We start from the raw sequence: 15891 nt of genomic DNA, 5'->3' as shown, positions 1-15891 counted from the left end.
CGGCGGGAAACCGGTCGCGGTACCGGACTTCACCCGCGGTGGCTGGTCGAAGCCAAGGGCAGGACTGGACTCGCAGCCTTCGGAGATGCCCTAGGCGCAAGGAAGGGGGCCTTCATGTACTTGGGTCGCAGGAGGATTAGACGCGCTTGAAGAGCAGGGCGCGTTTGACTTCCTGGATCGCCTTCGTCACCTGGATGCCACGCGGGCAGGCGTCGGTGCAGTTGAACGTCGTCCGGCAGCGCCAGACGCCTTCGGAGTCGTTCAGGATGTCGAGACGCTCTTCGGCGCCTTCGTCACGCGAGTCGAAGATGAAGCGGTGCGCGTTGACGATCGCGGCCGGGCCGAAGTACGAGCCGTCGTTCCAGTACACCGGGCACGAGGAAGTGCAGCAGGCGCACAGGATGCACTTGGTCGTGTCGTCGAACCGGTCGCGGTCGGCCTGCGACTGGATCCGCTCGCGTGTGGGCTCGTTCCCGTAGGCGATCAGGTACGGCTTCACCGCACGGTACGCCTCGAAGAACGGGTCCATGTCGACGTAGAGGTCCTTGAGCGTCGTCAGGCCCTTGATCGGCGCGATGGTGATGGTCGTCTTTTTGCCGTCCTGCGACAGCAGGTCCTTCATCAGGACCTTGCACGCCAATCGGTTGATGCCGTTGATCTGCATCGCGTCGGACCCGCAGACGCCGTGCGCGCACGAACGGCGGAACGAGAACGTCCCGTCGATGTAGTCCTTCACGTAGAACAGCAGGTTCAGCAGGCGGTCGGTGCGCTGCGCCGGGACGTCGTAGGACTCCCAGTGCGGCTCGTTGTCGATCTCGGGGTTGAACCGGAGGATCTTCAGCGTGACGGTGATCGGCGTGTGGTCGGAGGACACGGCCTCCGACTTCTCGGGGGTGGCCGTGGTCATCAGTACTTCCGCTCCATCGGTTCGTAGCGGGTGAAGGTCACCGGCTTGTAGTCCAGTCGGATGTCGGAGGACAGCCCGGAATCCTGTTTGTAGGCCATGGTGTGCCGCATGAAGTTCGTGTCGTCGCGGTCCGGGTAGTCCTCGCGTGCGTGCCCGCCGCGGGATTCCTTGCGCGCCAGGGCGCCGACGACGAGCACCTCGGCGAGTTCGAGCAGGAAGCCCAGCTCGATGGCTTCGAGGACGTCGGTGTTGTACCGCTTCCCCTTGTCCGACACGGTGATCCGGCCGTACCGCTCCTTCAGCGCCTGCACGTCGGTCAGCGCCTGCTTCAGCGTGTCCTCCGTGCGGTACACCGAAGCGTGCGAGTCCATGGTCTTCTGCAGCTCGGTGCGGATGTCGGCGACGCGTTCGTCACCGTGCTCCGACAGCAGCAGCGACAGCTGCTCTTCGACGATGGTGGTCGGGTTCTCCGGCAGTTCGACGTAGTCGTGCGCCAGCGCGTACTCGGCGGCGGCGATGCCGGCGCGACGCCCGAAGACGTTGATGTCGAGCAGCGAGTTGGTGCCGAGCCGGTTCGAGCCGTGCACGGAAACACACGCGACCTCACCCGCGGCGTACAGGCCGGGGATGACGTTCTCGTTGTCCCGCAAGGCTTCACCGTGGATGTTCGTCGGGATTCCGCCCATCACGTAGTGGCAGGTCGGGAACACCGGCACCGGCTCCGTCACCGGGTCGACGCCGAGGTAGGTCCGGGAGAACTCCATGATGTCCGGGAGTTTCGCGTTCAGCGTCTCTTCCGGCAGGTGCGTGACGTCGAGGACGACGTAGTCCTTGTTCGGCCCGCAACCGCGGCCCTGCAGCACTTCCTGCACCATCGAGCGGGCGACGATGTCGCGCGGCGCGAGGTCCTTGATGGTGGGGGCGTAGCGCTCCATGAACCGCTCGCCGTCGGCGTTGCGGAGGATTCCGCCTTCACCACGCACGGCCTCGGAGATGAGGATGCCGAGCCCGGCCAGACCTGTCGGGTGGAACTGGAAGAACTCCATGTCCTCCAGCGGCAGGCCCTTGCGGAAGATGATGCCGAGGCCGTCACCGGTGAGGGTGTGCGCGTTCGACGTCGTCTTGAAGATCTTGCCCGCGCCGCCGGTGGCGAACACGATCGACTTCGCCTGGAAGACGTGCAGCTCGCCGGTCGCCAGCTCGTAGGCGACGACGCCGGAGGCGACGGGGTCGCCGTTCTCGTCCGGGGTCAGCACCAGGTCGAGTACGTAGAACTCGTTGTAGAACTCGGTCCCGTGCTTGACGCAGTTTTGGTACAGCGTCTGCAGGATCATGTGCCCGGTGCGGTCCGCGGCGTAGCAGGCGCGGCGCACCGCGGCCTTGCCGTGGTCACGGGTGTGCCCGCCGAAGCGGCGCTGGTCGATCTTGCCTTCGGGCGTCCGGTTGAACGGCAGGCCCATCTTCTCCAGGTCGAGGACCGCGTCGATGGCTTCCTTCGCCATGATCTCGGCGGCGTCCTGGTCGACCAGGTAGTCGCCACCCTTGATCGTGTCGAAGGTGTGCCACTCCCAGTTGTCTTCTTCGACGTTCGCCAGCGCGGCGCACATGCCGCCCTGTGCCGCACCGGTGTGCGAACGTGTCGGGTAGAGCTTGGTGAGGACCGCGGTGCGCGTGCGCTGGCCGGATTCGATGGCCGCGCGCATGCCGGCACCTCCGGCGCCGACGATCACCACGTCGTACTTGTGGAACTGCATATGATGCTCCGCTTATCAGAAATCGAGCACTGTGTGGTGGGTGTCAGTTGGCCGGGATACCGGGATCGAAGGTGAAGATCACCATCGTGCCGACGGCGAGGATCAGCACCATCGAGACGTAGAGCACGATCTTCAGCCAGAACCTGGTGCTGTCCTTGCGGGCGTAGTCGTCGATGATCGTCCGCAGCCCGTTGCCGCCGTGGATCTCGGCGAGCCACAGCATCGACAGGTCCCAGAACTGCCAGAACGGCGAGGCCCAGCGGCCGGCGACGAAGCCCCAGTTGATGCGGTGCACGCCGCCGTCGAGGATGTTCATGATGAACAGGTGGCCGAGCACCAGCACGATCAGGGCGAGGCCCGAGATGCGCATGAACAGCCAGCTGTAGAGCTCGAAATTGCTGCGGCGGGCGGCAGGGCGCTTCGGGGAGCGCGGCTTGTCGAGCGCGAGAACTTCGGATGCCATGGTCAGTGCCCCCCGAACATAATCTCGACGGTGCGCTTCACCATGAAGAAGGCACCGGGAATCATCACCACGACCCAGATGGCCAGGATCGTCCAGAGCATCGGCTTCTGGAACTTCGGTCCCTTCTCCCAGAAGTCGACCAGCATGACCCGGATGCCGTTGAGCGCGTGGAAGAGCACGGCGCCGACGAGGCCGACCTCGAGAAGGTTGACTATCGGGGTCTTGTAGGTCTCGATGACCTCGTTGTACGTGTCGGGCGACACACGCACGAGCGCGGTGTCGAGCACGTGCACGAAGAGGAAGAAGAATGTCAGCACGCCGGTGATGCGGTGCAGCACCCAGGACCACATACCGGGGTCGCCCCGGTAGAAGGTCCCTTGCCGGCGTGAGGCACCCGACCGATCGCTCGCGGCCGCCTCGGTGGCGGTGCTAGCCGTGGTGGACATCGGTGAACGGCCTCCAACGTCATGGCTTGGGCCCGCTGACCGCTGGTTTCCGCGCCTGCGCCGGGTCGCCCACCTGGGGACGGCTCCGGCGACGGTGCCGAGATCATGGTCATCGAGCGTGGATGAAAAAGATGCTAGACCCGGACCTCACGGAGGGCTCACCTCCGGGTTCGTCTGTGTGATGGACCAGACATCACGCCGTGTCGCGGGTGGCGCCGCCGGATCGGCCCCGATTCGACCCCTCGGCCCTGATCCGCGGCCTTCGAGCCAGTGAACATCGGATCTCTCTGAGTGGTACACCTTCAGCGCGTCCGCCAGGCTCGGCCGAATGAGTTGTCAATCCGGCGATTTCTTGACGAGTTATATGTCATATCTTACGTTCACTCCGTCAGACATCCGATCATTCGGCCGAGTTCACGATGGGGTGATCATGGGCCAGTCCGCTGGTTTCCCGCGACGCGACCTGCTCGGCGGCACCGCTGCCGGGCTCCTTCTCGGGGCACTTCCCGCGACGGCCGCCGAGGCCGCTGAGAGCGTCGAGACCTCTGTGGACACCGGCGAATCGCTCGCCGGATGCCACGGGATGAGCACGGACGCGGACTGGTCACGATTCCTCGCCGGCCAGGATCCGCGCTGGGAACGGCTGCCGCGTACCTGGTACGAGGGGCCGTTCCTGGGCAACGGCTTCGTGGGTGTGCAGGTCTACCGAGACCAGGACGCGCTCAAATTCACCGTCGACCACAGCGAATCCCAGGACCACCGGCCCGCCTTCGGTAACGAATGGGGGGTCGCGCGGCTCCCGATCGGGAAGGTCCTGCTCACACCAGTGGGTGAACTCACCGGCGCCCGGCTACGGCTGGACCTCTGGAACGCCGAGCTCACCGGCACGGTGACGACCGACAAGGGCACGCTCGAAATCCGGGCGTTCGTGCACAGTTCGCGTGATTTGTTCGTGGTGGACGTCGCACCGAGCGCGGGGGAACGAGGCTTCGGTCTCACTTTCGCGCCGGTCCCGGCGGTGAGCCCGCGTATCGTCCGCGAGCAGCCGCCGAAGGGTTTCGAGCCCAACCCGCCGCCCGTGACCCGCGCCGAGGGCGACACCACCGTGGTCGTCCAGCCGCTCGTGGCGGGCGGGCAGAACGCGACGGCGTACCGGACGCGCCGGGCCGGGCACGGCGGCAAGTCGCTCGTTCTTTCGACGTCACACAGTCATCCGGGTACGGAGGCCGAGGGGCGGGTGCGGTCCGTCGTCGCGGGAGCGTCCACGGTGGACGCGCTGGCGGGGCTGCACCGGCGCTGGTGGCACGCGTTCCACCGGCGGAGCTTTCTGTCCATTCCGGACGCCAGGCTGCAGAGCTTCTACTGGATCCAGCTGTACAAACTGGCCTCCGCCGCCCGCGCCGAAGCGCCGATCATGGCGACCACCGGTCCTTGGCTGGAGCCGACGCCGTGGCCGTCGGTCTGGTACAACCTCAACGCCCAGCTCGAATACTGGCCGGTGCACGGCTCGAACCATCTCGAACTCGACCCGATCCCGCGCACGATCGCCGAGAATCAGCAGGTCCTCGTCGACGGCCTGCGGCCCGAGTACCGAGCCGACTCGATGGGGCTGCGGCGCAGCGCCGACGCGCGGTTCGCGGACGCCGGATTCGTCGGCGTGCCGGGGCCGGACGCGGACGCCGAGGTCGGTGACCTGCCGTGGCTCCTGCACAACGTCTGGCTGAGCTATCGCCACACGATGGACGCCGGGATCCTGCGTGACGTCCTGTTCCCGGTGCTGCGCAAGGCGATGAACTACTACTCGCACTTTTTGAAGCCCGGCGCCGACGGCCGCCTGCACCTGCCGCCGACGTTCTCGCCGGAGTACGGCCGCGCGCCCGACTGCCACTACGACCTCGCGCTGATCCAGTGGAGCTGCCGCACACTTCTCGACGCCGCGAGGACCTTGCGGATCGACGATCCGCTGGCGCCGAAGTGGCGCGAAGTACTCGACAAGCTCGTCGCCTTCCCTGTCGACGAAAACGGCCTGATGGTCGGCACCGGCGTCCCGTTCGCCAAATCCCATCGCCACTACTCGCATCTCCTCGCGGCGTATCCGCTGTACCTGCTGAACGTGGACGATCCCACGCAGGCGGAGCTGATCTCGAAGTCGCTGGCGCATTGGATCAGCTTCGAAGGAGCCTTGCGTGGCTTCAGCTTCACCGGCGCTGCCTCGCTTTCCGCGGCGCTGGGACGCGGAGACGACGCGTTGAAGCATCTGCGCGAGTTCGTCACGCGGTTCGCGCAGCCCAACACGATGTACTACGAAGCGGGCCCGGTCATCGAAACGCCGTTGTCCGCCGCGCAGTCGATTCACGACATGCTGTGCCAGAGCTGGGGCGACACGATCCGGATCTTCCCCGCGGTGCCGGCCACGTGGCGCGACGTCGCCTTGCACGACTTCCGCACGCAGGGCGCGTTCCTGGTCAGCGCGGTACGCAAAGCCGGGGTCACGAAGTTCGTCCGCGTCCGGAGCCTGGCGGGTGAGCCGCTGAAACTCAGGCCGTCCATCCCCGGAAGGCTGGAGGTCGAAGGCGCGCGGAACTGGCGGCAGCATCCCGACGGCACGGTGACCATCGACCTCGCGCGGGGCCGTGAGGTGCTCGTCTACGCGCGGGGAAGGCGTCCGGACACGACGATCGCGCCGGTGCCGGTCGGCGAACCCGCGCCGCCATGGGGACTTCCCGCGCTGCCGCCCGCCGGTGACCTGGTCACGGTGGATCTCGCCGCGGTGCTGAACTCCGACGGCTGCACCAGCGAGTTCTACCTCGGCGACGGCGATTTCGACGGCGCGGGCAACACCTATCCCGCCGCCCAGCTGCCGCAGACCGGTCAGGTCACCGACGACGGCGTCCCGTTCCTGTTCGTCAACGGGAGCGAGGGCACGCCGAACAACGTCGTCGGCGCGACGATCCCCTTGCCCGCCGGGGAGTACGCCACCCTGCACCTGCTCGGCGCCGCCGACACGGGTAACGCCGTCACCACGCTGAAAGTGTCCTATGTGGACGGATCGATGGACGTCCCGCTGCGGCTCACCGGATGGCGTGCGGCGGCGGCGTTCGGCGAGAGCGAGGCCGTCACCACGAATCAGCTGCACTCGCGGGCCGGTATCCAGTCCGCGAAGCTCGCGATCTTCCATCAGCGTGTCCCGCTCGACCCGGCGCGCGAGGTCACGTCGGTCACGCTCCCCTCCGCCGCCACGCCCCGGCCGCACGTCTTCGCGGTCACCCTGGAGAAGGGAAAGTAGCCATGGAGAACCTCGATCGGCGAAAGGCGCTCATCCTGGGTGCCGGCGTGCTCGGCGCGGCCGCCCTCGGTACCGGGACGGCGCACGCGGCCACCTGGACCCTGCGGTGGAGCCCGGACCCGGCGAGGGACGGCCTGCGCGCGTTCGAAGGACTGGAGGACGACCGCGCGGGCTCGCATCCCGGCGTGAAGCACATCTACACCGAAGGCGACCACTGGCGTTTCGACATGCACACGCGCGATGTCGACACGTCGACAGACCGGCAGCGCAACGAGTCGAAGGGCATGCGCGACGGCGACACGACGTACAAGATCCTGCAGAACCAGACCTGGCGGATCTCGTATCAGGCATACTGGCCCACCGAGCTGACCGCGACGACGGCGTTCACCTACCTCTTCCAGATGAAGGTCGCCGACGTCGCCGCTCCGCAGTGGATACTCACGCCGCGCCAGAAAGGCGGCAAGGGCGTACTGACCATCGCCGGTGACTCGGGGGCGGAGGCGGATCTCGCCGACTACGAGCCACTGCGGAACAAATGGATCGACGTGTCCTGGGAGTTCAAGGCGTCGCACAGCGGCTATCTGCGCTGCGTGCTCAAGGACGGCTCCCGAACCGTCGCCGACGTCCGGAAGCCCGCGGATCTGTGGCGCGACAAGAACTATCTGCGGCCGAAGTGGGGCGTCTACCGCAGCCTGAATTCGTCCGGCCTGAAGAATTGCCACCAGAACATCCGCGGCCTGAAGTCCTACCAGCTGGTCTGAGGGGGGCGTGAGTGGCAATGAGGGTTAGAACGGCGTTCTAACGGCCCAAAACACTCACGACACCCGACCCCCTCGGTACCGGCGCCCGTGTGCTCGCCTGAGGTACAGGAAGGCCCCCTTCCTTGCGCCTAGGTACAGGAAGGGGGCCTTCATGTACTTGGGCAAGGTGTGAAGGTCGAGTTTCCTCGGCTGAGCCGAGGGAAGGGGTCCTTCACGCGCGGCGAGCAGGGGCGACGACAGTCGGTCAGGGTCTCGTGATCGCCCCGCCTTAGAGTGTTTGCCCTGGTCAGACGGCCGATGCCTTGGAATTGGTTTCATATTCGAGATAAGCTAAGCGGCATTGGGTTAGAACGACCCAAATCACTCACGACCCCCCTGCTGATCGGCGGAAGATCCTGACGACCGGCGAGTCCGCGACCGGGCGCTGGAGACTTACGCCGCCGCCTGGCGTGGCGGGTACCGCGGCCGTGCTGACCAGCGCTGTCGAGTACACGACAGTGGGTTTCGGGAAGGTCGCGAGAACCACGGACTCACCGGTGACGGTGCCCGCGGCGCCGCCGTCCGGGCCGGTCTGGGCGAGCGACGTCACACCGGCCGCCGAGCGCAACGGGTACGGGCCGGTCGAGAAGGATCAGTCGAACGGCGGGATCCCGGCACGCGACGGCAAGCCGCTGACCATCAACGGGGTGAACCACGCCAAGGGCCTCGGGACGCACGCGAGTGCCGAAATCGTGTTCTATCTCGGCGGCCGCTGCTCGGCGTTCACCGTCGACGTCGGGATCGACGACGAGAAGGAGCCCGCCACGAAACTCGGCTCGGCCACTTTCGGGGTCTACGCGGACGGCATCAAGGCCGCGGAGTCCGGGCTGAAGACGTGGGCGGACCCGGCGACGACGCTGAAGGCCGACGTGTCCGGGGCGCGGTACCTGCGGCTCGTGCTCACCGACGGTGGCGACGGCGTTCAGTACGACCGGGGTGACTGGGCATCGCCGCGGCTCACCTGCGCATAGGCCCTGAGCAGCGCGTGAAGGCCCTCTTCGCCCGGCTCGAACGGGGGATGGGAGCCTTCACGCGACTACTCCGTTGTGCTCACCGTAAGTACTCCAATCGTCGCGCGTACGACTCATGAGTAAACGTTTGTGTTACGTAGCGTGCCTTTCCTATGGCTGCTAAGCGGCCGTTAGGTACCGTCTCTCGGTCGAACCCGGCAGTGTCGCCGGGTCGTTTCTTCGGGACCATCCGCTGGATCAGCGGGGAGGGAGACACACGTTGCGTCGCATGCGTGGAACCGCGCTGGCCGCCGCCGCCATGGCCGGTGCTCTTGCACTGACCGGGTGCGCGAAGGACTCCGGAGCGGGAAATAACAACAACGCGGGCTCGGGGGACCAGTCCGCCAGCTGCGTGACCGCGCAGAAGCCGCCGGCCGCGGCCGCCGCTTCGAGCAGCAGCGCCCAGAACGGCGAGAAGGTCGACGGCAGCAAGCTCAAGGTCGCGCTGGCCTTCGACGTCGGAGGCCGTGGCGACGCGTCGTTCAACGACTCCGCCGCCGCCGGTACCGACAAGGCCAAGACCGAACTCGGCATCACCGCGGTCAGCGAGAGCACCGCGGCGACGTCGGAGGACGAGGCCGCGAAGTCGCAGCGTCTCGACCAGCTCGCCGCGCAGGGCTTCAGCCCGATCATCGCGGTCGGCTTCGCCTACGCCAAGGCCGTCGGCGCCATCGCGCCGAAGTACCCGAACCTCCAGTTCGCGATCGTCGACGACGACTCCGTCAAGGCCCCGAACGTCACCCCGCTCGTCTTCGCCGAGGAGCAGGGCTCGTTCCTGGCCGGTGTCGCCGCCGCCTACAAGTCGAAGAAGTGCCACGTCGGCTTCGTCGGTGGCGTCAACACGCCGCTGATCCAGAAGTTCGAGGCGGGCTTCCTGCAGGGCGTGAAGGCCGCTTCGTCCAAGGCCGTCATCGAGGACGAGTACCTCACCCCGGCCGGTGACTTCTCCGGATTCCAGGACCCGGCGAAGGGCAACGTGAAGGCCGCGGCGCAGATCGCCAAGGGCGCGGACGTGGTCTACCACGCCGCCGGTGCCTCCGGTAAGGGCGTTTTCGAGGCCGCGAAGACGGGCAACGCGCTCGCCATCGGCGTCGACTCCGACCAGTACAACCAGAAGACGGTCGAGGCGTCGAAGGACGTCATCATCACCTCGATGCTCAAGCGCGTCGACGTGGCGGTGTTCGACTACCTGCGCGCACTGGCCAAGGGTGACCTGACGTCGCTGCCGAAGCGCTTCGACCTCAAGGTCGACGGCGTCGGCTACGCCACCTCCGGCGGCAAGATCGACGACATCAAGGACGTCCTCGACGGCTACAAGGCGCAGATCGTCTCCGGGGCGATCACCGTCTCGGACAAGCCGCAGAAGTAAGGTTCGTCAGCGGCCCGAAGTATGTTTTCCCGCTGAGGGCCCATCAAGACCGCGGGGCTCGGGAGGGTAACCCCTTCCGAGCCCCCACCTGTTTCACTCCCAGAACTGGATGGCTTTTCATGAGCACTCCCCAGGCCGAGGTCACCGACGCCCCCGACCGGGGTGAACCGGCCGTGCAGCTGACCGGGATCACGAAACGATTCCCGGGTGTGGTGGCCAACTCCGACGTCAACCTCACCGTCACCAAGGGCGAGGTGCACGCCGTCTGCGGCGAGAACGGCGCCGGCAAGTCCACCCTGATGAAGATCCTCTACGGCATGCAACAGCCGGACGAGGGCAGCATCGCGATCAACGGCAAGCAGCTGAAACTGCGTAACCCGCAGGACGCCATGCGCGCCGGGATCGGGATGGTCCACCAGCACTTCATGCTGGCCGACAACCTCACCGTCGGGGAGAACGTCTTCCTCGGCGCCGAGGGGCTGAACGGCATCGGCCGCGCGGCAAGGGCGAAACTGGGGAAGATCGCCGAACAGGTCGGCCTGCGTGCCGGCCCCGAAACGCTGCTCGAAGAACTCGGCGTCGCCGACCGTCAGCGCGTGGAGATCGTCAAGGTGCTCTACCGCGGCGCGCGGATCATCATCCTCGACGAGCCCACCGCGGTACTCGTGCCGCAGGAGGTCGACGCGCTGTTCGAGACGGTCCGCGGGATGCAGGCGAACGGTTTCACCTTCCTCTTCATCTCCCACAAACTCGACGAGGTGCGCGCGATCGCCGACACGGTCACCGTGATCCGCCGCGGCACCACGGTCGGCACGGCCGATCCGAAAACGATCACCTCGCACCAGCTTGCCGAGATGATGGTCGGCTCGGAACTGCCCAGCCCCGAAACCCGCGAGTCCACCGTGACCGACCGGCCCGTGCTGCGCCTTGACGACGTCTGCCTGAGCGCCGAGGGTTCCGAGCGGAACGTACTCGACCACATCACCTTTACCGTGCACGCGGGCGAGATCCTCGGGATCGCCGGTGTCGAAGGCAACGGGCAGACCGAACTCGTCGAAACGATCATGGGCATGCGCAAGGGCGGCGGCCGGATCGAGCTGACCGAGACCGACGGCAAGGTCGTCGAACTGCACAAACTGGGGACACTCGCCCGCCGCGAGGCCGGGATCGGCTACATCGCCGAAGACCGCACGCGGCACAGCCTCCTGCTCACCCAGCCGTTGTGGGTGAACCGGATCCTGGGCTACCAGACGCGGAAGCCGGTCGCGAAAGGCCAGCTTCTCGACATCATGGGTGCGCGCCAGGACACCCGTCGCATCGTCGAGCAGTACGACGTCCGCACCCCGGGGATCGACGTCCCGGCGGCGGCGCTTTCCGGTGGTAACCAGCAGAAGCTGATCGTCGGCCGTGAGCTTTCCGGGAACCCGGTGCTGCTGATCGCGTCGCATCCGACGCGGGGTGTCGACGTCGGCGCGCAGGCCCTGATCTGGGAACAGATCCGGCTGGCGCGGGCGGCCGGGCTGGCCGTGCTGCTGGTGTCGGCCGACCTCGACGAGCTGATCGGGCTTTCCGACACCATCCAGGTCATGCTGCGCGGGCGTCTGGCGGGCCAGGCCGACCCCGCGACGGTGACCCCGCAGCAACTGGGCTCCGCGATGACCGGGGCTTCCGAAGATTCCGAAGAGGAAGGTGCAGCGTGAGTAGCTGGCGTACGAGGCTGCTGCCGCCTCTGCTCGCGATCGTTTTCGCCGTCATCCTGACCGCGATCGCGCTGATCATCTCCGGGGCGGACCCGCTCCAGGCGTACGGCACGATGATCGGGCAGCTGTTCAAGGGTTCGACCGCGGTCGACACGGTCAACCTCGCGACCGTGTACTACCTGTCCGGGCTCGCGGTGGCCATCGGCTTCCAGATGAACCTCTTCAACATCGGTGTCGAGGGCCAGTACCGGTTCGCCGCCATCGTCACCGCCATCATCGGCGGGGCACTGCGGCTGCCGCCGGTGATCCACACGCTGGCGATCCTGGTCGTCGCGGTGGCCAGCGGCATGCTCTACGCGGCCGTCCCGGCCGTGCTGAAGGTGACCCGAGGGGTTTCCGAGGTCATCTCGACGATCATGCTGAACGCTATCGTCGGTGGCATCGTGGCGTTCCTGGTCAACGCCGACCAGTTCGGCGTGCAGACCGGCAACAACATCGCCACCCGCGAGATCGCGCCGTCCGGCCGGATCCCCGGCCTCCCGATCGGTTCTGGAGAGCTGTTCGGGTTCGTGGTCATCGCGATCCTGATCGGCGCCGCCTACTGGTTCATGCTCAACCGGACCCGCTTCGGTTTCGAGCTGAAGGCCAGCGGTGAATCGACGACGGCGGCCGCCGCGGGCGGGGTCAACGCCAAGAAGATGACGCTGATCGCGATGCTGCTTTCCGGTGGTGTCGCCGGCCTGATCGCGATGCCGGAACTGCTCGGCCGCGACTTCAGCTACGGCATCACTTCGACCCAGATGTACGGCTTCACCGGCATCGCGGTCGCACTGCTCGGCCGCAACCATCCCGCCGGAATCGCGCTGGGCGCCCTGCTGTGGGCGTTCCTCGACCGGTCCGCGGTGTCGCTGGAGCAGATCAACGTGTCCAAGGAGATCGCGGTGATCATGCAGGGCGTGATCGTGCTGTCGGTCGTCATCGCGTACGAGATCGTGCGCCGCGCCGACCTGGCCGCCGAACAGCGTCGCGTGGGTCGCGCGCTGGCGGGCCGCAAGGGTTCGAGCGTTTCCGAGGGAGGTGCGGTGTGACCACCGCTGACGTACTTTTCACCGCGGAGGCGGCATGACTACCGACGTGCTTTCGCCCAGTCCGGGCGGGACGACCATGCCGGTGAAGCGGCAAAAGCGCCGCATCCCTGGCTGGGCAAAGGGTGCCATCTGGGGTTTGCTGGCGGTCGGCGTCCTCTCGATCGCGTCGTACGCCACCGGCGTCAACACCCTGACCTCGACCAATACCGCCCACACCGCGTTGCGGCTGGCGTTGCCGATCCTGCTGTGCGCGCTCGGCGGGCTGTGGGCGGAACGCGCGGGCGTGGTCAACATCGGCCTCGAAGGCATGATGATCCTCGGCACCTGGGGTGCCGCTTGGGGCGCGTACTACGGCAATGTCTGGTGGGGCCTGGTCGCGGCGATCGTGTTCGGCGCGCTCGGCGGTCTGCTGCACGCCGTCGCGACGGTGACCTTCAACGTCAACCACATCGTTTCCGGTGTGGCGATCAACCTGCTCGGTCTCGGCGTCGCGAAGTACCTCGCGAATCTGGTGTTCGCCCCGATTTCGGGTAACCCGCGGCAGTCGCCGACCGTCCCGAAGTTCGACACCTATTCGGCGACGTTCCTCTCGGACTGGTTGTCGGACCTGGAGAAGATGCAGCGGGTCTTCGTCTCGGACCTGGCGGGTGTGCTCAACGGCCTGATCACCGAGGTCGCGCCGCTGACGATGATCGCGATCCTGCTGGTCCCGTTCAGCTACTTCGTGTTGTGGCGCACGCGGTTCGGCCTGCGGCTGCGGTCCTGCGGTGAGAACCCGGTCGCGGCGGAGTCGCTCGGTGTCAACGTCTACGTGCACAAGTACGTCGCGGTGATCATCTCCGGCGGGCTCGCCGGGATGGGTGGCGCGTCGCTCGTGCTGCTCGCCGGTGGTGCTGACTATCTGGAGAACCAGACCAACAACCGCGGGTACATCGGCCTCGCGGCGATGATCTTCGGCAACTGGCGGCCGGGTGGCCTGCTCGGCGGCGCGGCGCTGTTCGGCTACGCGGACGGTCTCCAGCTTTCCGGTGGCGGCACCGCGGTGCTCGCGCTGCTGTACGGCGCGGTCATCCTGGTCGCGGTGATCGTCGTCGTGCAAATGGTGCGGCGCCAATGGATCGCGGCGGCGCTCGGCGTCGCGGCGGCGGCGGCGCTGTACGCGATCTACTGGACCAACGACGATCTGCCCAGCGACCTGATCCCGTACACGGCGCACTTCGTGACGCTGATCGTGCTGGCGGTGGCCTCACAACGGCTTCGGCCGCCCAAGGCGGACGGCGTTCCTTATCGACGGGGTAATGACTGATGTCCACATTCGACTGGGAAGCGCTGCGGGCTCAGGCCGTCGAGGCGGCGAAGTCGGCGTACGCGCCCTACTCGGGCCTGCACGTCGGTGTCGCGGGTGTCGTCGACGACGGCCGGATCGTCGTCGGCTGCAACGTCGAGAACGCGTCCTACGGCCTTGGCCTGTGCGCGGAATGCACGATGGCGGGACAGCTGCGGCTGACCGGCGGCGGCAAGCTCGTCGCGGTCGCCTGCCGCAGCGGTGCCGGTGATCTGCTGATGCCGTGCGGGCGCTGCCGCCAGATCCTGTTCGAACACGGTGGCGCGGAATGCCTGGTGGACACCCCCAGCGGCATCCTGCCGATGGCCGCGGTGCTGCCGGACGCGTTCGGGCCCGACGACCTGCCGGAGAACAAGTGAGCACGTTCGCCGCCGTCGACGTCATCCGGGCGAAGCGGGACGGCGGGCGGCTCACCGACGAGCAGATCGATTGGACCATCGACGCGTACACGCGCGGCGACATCGCCGAGGAACAAATGGCGGCGCTCGCGATGGCCATTTTCCTGCGGGGGATGGATTCCGGCGAGATCGCGCGCTGGACCGGCGCGATGATCGAGTCGGGGGAGCGGCTGGACCTGAAGGTCAGCCGTCCGACGATCGACAAGCATTCGACCGGGGGTGTCGGCGACAAGATCACGCTTCCGCTGGCGCCGCTCGTCGCGGCCTGCGGGGCGGCCGTGCCGCAGCTGTCCGGGCGCGGGCTCGGGCACACCGGCGGGACACTCGACAAACTGGAGTCGATTCCCGGCTGGCGTGCCGCCTTGTCGACGTCGGAGATCATCCGGCAGCTCGACGAGGTCGGGGCGGTCGTCTGCGCGGCGACGTCCGGGCTGGCTCCCGCGGACAAGAAGCTGTACGCGTTGCGGGACGTGACTTCGACGGTGGAGTCGATTCCGCTGATCGCCAGCTCGATCATGAGCAAGAAGATCGCGGAAGGCTCGGCCGGGCTGGTCCTCGACGTGAAGACCGGCTCGGGCGCGTTCATGAAGACGCTTCCGCAGGCGCGTGAACTCGCGCGGACGCTGGTGGAGATCGGGACCGCGCACGGCGTCGCGACGACGGCGCTGATCACGGACATGAACGTCCCGCTCGGGTACGCCGTCGGCAACGCGATCGAGGTCGCGGAGTCGGTCGAGGTCCTGCGCGGCGGCGGCCCGGCCGACGTCGTCGAGCTGACGGTGGCACTGGCGCGGGAGATGCTGGCGCTGGCCGGTCTGTCCGAAGTGGACCCGGCGGCGGTGCTCGCGTCGGGCCGGGCTTACGAGACGTGGTGCCGGATGATCGCCGCGCAGGGCGGGGACCCGGAGGCTGCGTTGCCGAAGCCTCGGCACGTGCACGTCGTCGAGGCGCCCGCGGATGGTGTGCTGGCTTCACTGGACGCTTATTCGGTCGGGGTCGCCGCCTGGCGGCTCGGGGCCGGGCGGGCGCGCAAGGAGGATCCGGTGCAGGCCGCGGCGGGTGTGCTGTGCCTGGCGAAACCGGGCGACAAGGTGGTGGCCGGGCAGCCGCTGCTGGAACTGCACACCGACACTCCGGACGCCGTCCCCTCGGCTCTCGCTGCGCTCACCGACGCTTACGCCGTCTCCTCGTCGGCTCCGGCCTCCACTCCGCTCGTCCTGGAGACCGTGCGCCCCTCCTGACGCGGGGGGGGGGGGGGGGGGTTTGCCGGCTACGTCGGGGGGCCCGCCGGGGGGGGGGTGGTGGGGCCGGAGAAAAGAGGAGAA

13 protein-coding genes are annotated in these 15891 nt (G+C 67.3%); 9 read left to right on the top strand and 4 right to left on the bottom strand.

The annotated features are described in order from the left end of the window. Window positions 1–136 precede the first annotated feature (136 nt). From AB0M65_RS34060 to sdhC, 4 genes are read right to left on the bottom strand one after another with little or no spacing between them, the layout of a single operon-like run. Entirely contained in the window at window positions 137–907 is a 771-nt protein-coding gene (locus AB0M65_RS34060) for a succinate dehydrogenase iron-sulfur subunit (RefSeq protein ID WP_364037175.1), read from the bottom strand. Then, window positions 907–2661 carry a succinate dehydrogenase flavoprotein subunit gene (gene sdhA / locus AB0M65_RS34055; RefSeq protein ID WP_364037172.1) on the bottom strand — a complete coding sequence of 585 codons (1755 nt, stop codon included), beginning with the start codon at window positions 2659–2661 and terminating at the stop codon, window positions 907–909. Before sdhA ends, AB0M65_RS34060 begins: the two co-directional genes overlap by 1 nt. Before the next feature lie 43 nt (window positions 2662–2704). After that, window positions 2705–3124, bottom strand: coding sequence for a succinate dehydrogenase hydrophobic membrane anchor subunit (locus AB0M65_RS34050; RefSeq protein ID WP_364037169.1), 420 nt, complete (start codon window positions 3122–3124; stop codon window positions 2705–2707). A 2-nt stretch (window positions 3125–3126) separates the two neighbouring features. Further along, window positions 3127–3570: a succinate dehydrogenase, cytochrome b556 subunit gene (gene sdhC / locus AB0M65_RS34045; RefSeq protein ID WP_364037166.1), complete on the bottom strand. Its 444-nt coding sequence runs from the start codon at window positions 3568–3570 to the stop codon at window positions 3127–3129. A gap of 430 nt (window positions 3571–4000) precedes the next feature. Here sdhC and AB0M65_RS34040 point away from each other — a divergent pair, with 430 nt between their 5' ends. From AB0M65_RS34040 to AB0M65_RS34000, 9 genes are all read left to right on the top strand, one after another. Next, window positions 4001–6856, top strand: a complete 2856-nt coding sequence (locus AB0M65_RS34040) for a Tat pathway signal sequence domain protein (RefSeq protein WP_364037163.1) — start codon at window positions 4001–4003, stop codon at window positions 6854–6856. Window positions 6857–6858: 2 nt separating this feature from the next. After that, entirely contained in the window at window positions 6859–7617 is a 759-nt protein-coding gene (locus tag AB0M65_RS34035; RefSeq protein WP_364037161.1) for a Tat pathway signal sequence domain protein, read from the top strand. A gap of 449 nt (window positions 7618–8066) precedes the next feature. Further along, complete coding sequence (locus AB0M65_RS34030) at window positions 8067–8627, top strand: NPCBM/NEW2 domain-containing protein (protein WP_364037158.1); 561 nt, start codon at window positions 8067–8069, stop codon at window positions 8625–8627. A gap of 268 nt (window positions 8628–8895) precedes the next feature. Then, the gene (locus AB0M65_RS34025; RefSeq protein WP_364037155.1) at window positions 8896–10035 is read left to right on the top strand and encodes a BMP family ABC transporter substrate-binding protein; all 1140 of its coding nucleotides are present in this window, start codon (window positions 8896–8898) and stop codon (window positions 10033–10035) included. 119 nt (window positions 10036–10154) lie between these two features. After that, the gene (locus AB0M65_RS34020) at window positions 10155–11735 is read left to right on the top strand and encodes an ABC transporter ATP-binding protein (RefSeq protein ID WP_364037152.1); all 1581 of its coding nucleotides are present in this window, start codon (window positions 10155–10157) and stop codon (window positions 11733–11735) included. After that, window positions 11732–12823, top strand: coding sequence for an ABC transporter permease (locus AB0M65_RS34015; protein ID WP_364037149.1), 1092 nt, complete (start codon window positions 11732–11734; stop codon window positions 12821–12823). Before AB0M65_RS34020 ends, AB0M65_RS34015 begins: the two co-directional genes overlap by 4 nt. A 34-nt stretch (window positions 12824–12857) precedes the next feature. Then, on the top strand, window positions 12858–14129 hold the full coding sequence (locus AB0M65_RS34010; protein WP_364037146.1) for an ABC transporter permease: 1272 nt from the start codon (window positions 12858–12860) through the stop codon (window positions 14127–14129). Then, window positions 14129–14527: a cytidine deaminase gene (locus tag AB0M65_RS34005; RefSeq protein WP_364037143.1), complete on the top strand. Its 399-nt coding sequence runs from the start codon at window positions 14129–14131 to the stop codon at window positions 14525–14527. Before AB0M65_RS34010 ends, AB0M65_RS34005 begins: the two co-directional genes overlap by 1 nt. After that, entirely contained in the window at window positions 14524–15807 is a 1284-nt protein-coding gene (locus AB0M65_RS34000) for a thymidine phosphorylase (protein WP_364037140.1), read from the top strand. The genes AB0M65_RS34005 and AB0M65_RS34000 overlap by 4 nt, the downstream gene beginning before the upstream one ends. Window positions 15808–15891: the final 84 nt, after the last annotated feature.

This window comes from Amycolatopsis sp. NPDC051071 (assembly GCF_040682875.1).
Taxonomy (GTDB): Bacteria; Actinomycetota; Actinomycetes; order Mycobacteriales; family Pseudonocardiaceae; genus Amycolatopsis.
The sequence above is the reverse complement of the archived record's forward strand: the minus strand, read 5'-3'. Positions and strand labels throughout refer to the sequence as shown.

What these genes read in the sequence shown, in the direction of transcription:
- AB0M65_RS34040 (WP_364037163.1), top strand. Translation starts at nt 4,001, where the DNA reads ATGGGCCAGTCCGCTGGTTTCCCGCGACGCGACCTGCTCGGCGGCACC.
- AB0M65_RS34010 (WP_364037146.1), top strand. Translation starts at nt 12,858, where the DNA reads ATGACTACCGACGTGCTTTCGCCCAGTCCGGGCGGGACGACCATGCCG.
- sdhA (WP_364037172.1), bottom strand. Translation starts at nt 2,661, where the DNA reads ATGCAGTTCCACAAGTACGACGTGGTGATCGTCGGCGCCGGAGGTGCC.
- AB0M65_RS34005 (WP_364037143.1), top strand. Translation starts at nt 14,129, where the DNA reads ATGTCCACATTCGACTGGGAAGCGCTGCGGGCTCAGGCCGTCGAGGCG.
- AB0M65_RS34050 (WP_364037169.1), bottom strand. Translation starts at nt 3,124, where the DNA reads ATGGCATCCGAAGTTCTCGCGCTCGACAAGCCGCGCTCCCCGAAGCGC.
- AB0M65_RS34060 (WP_364037175.1), bottom strand. Translation starts at nt 907, where the DNA reads ATGACCACGGCCACCCCCGAGAAGTCGGAGGCCGTGTCCTCCGACCAC.
- AB0M65_RS34035 (WP_364037161.1), top strand. Translation starts at nt 6,859, where the DNA reads ATGGAGAACCTCGATCGGCGAAAGGCGCTCATCCTGGGTGCCGGCGTG.
- AB0M65_RS34020 (WP_364037152.1), top strand. Translation starts at nt 10,155, where the DNA reads ATGAGCACTCCCCAGGCCGAGGTCACCGACGCCCCCGACCGGGGTGAA.
- sdhC (WP_364037166.1), bottom strand. Translation starts at nt 3,570, where the DNA reads ATGTCCACCACGGCTAGCACCGCCACCGAGGCGGCCGCGAGCGATCGG.
- AB0M65_RS34025 (WP_364037155.1), top strand. Translation starts at nt 8,896, where the DNA reads ATGCGTGGAACCGCGCTGGCCGCCGCCGCCATGGCCGGTGCTCTTGCA.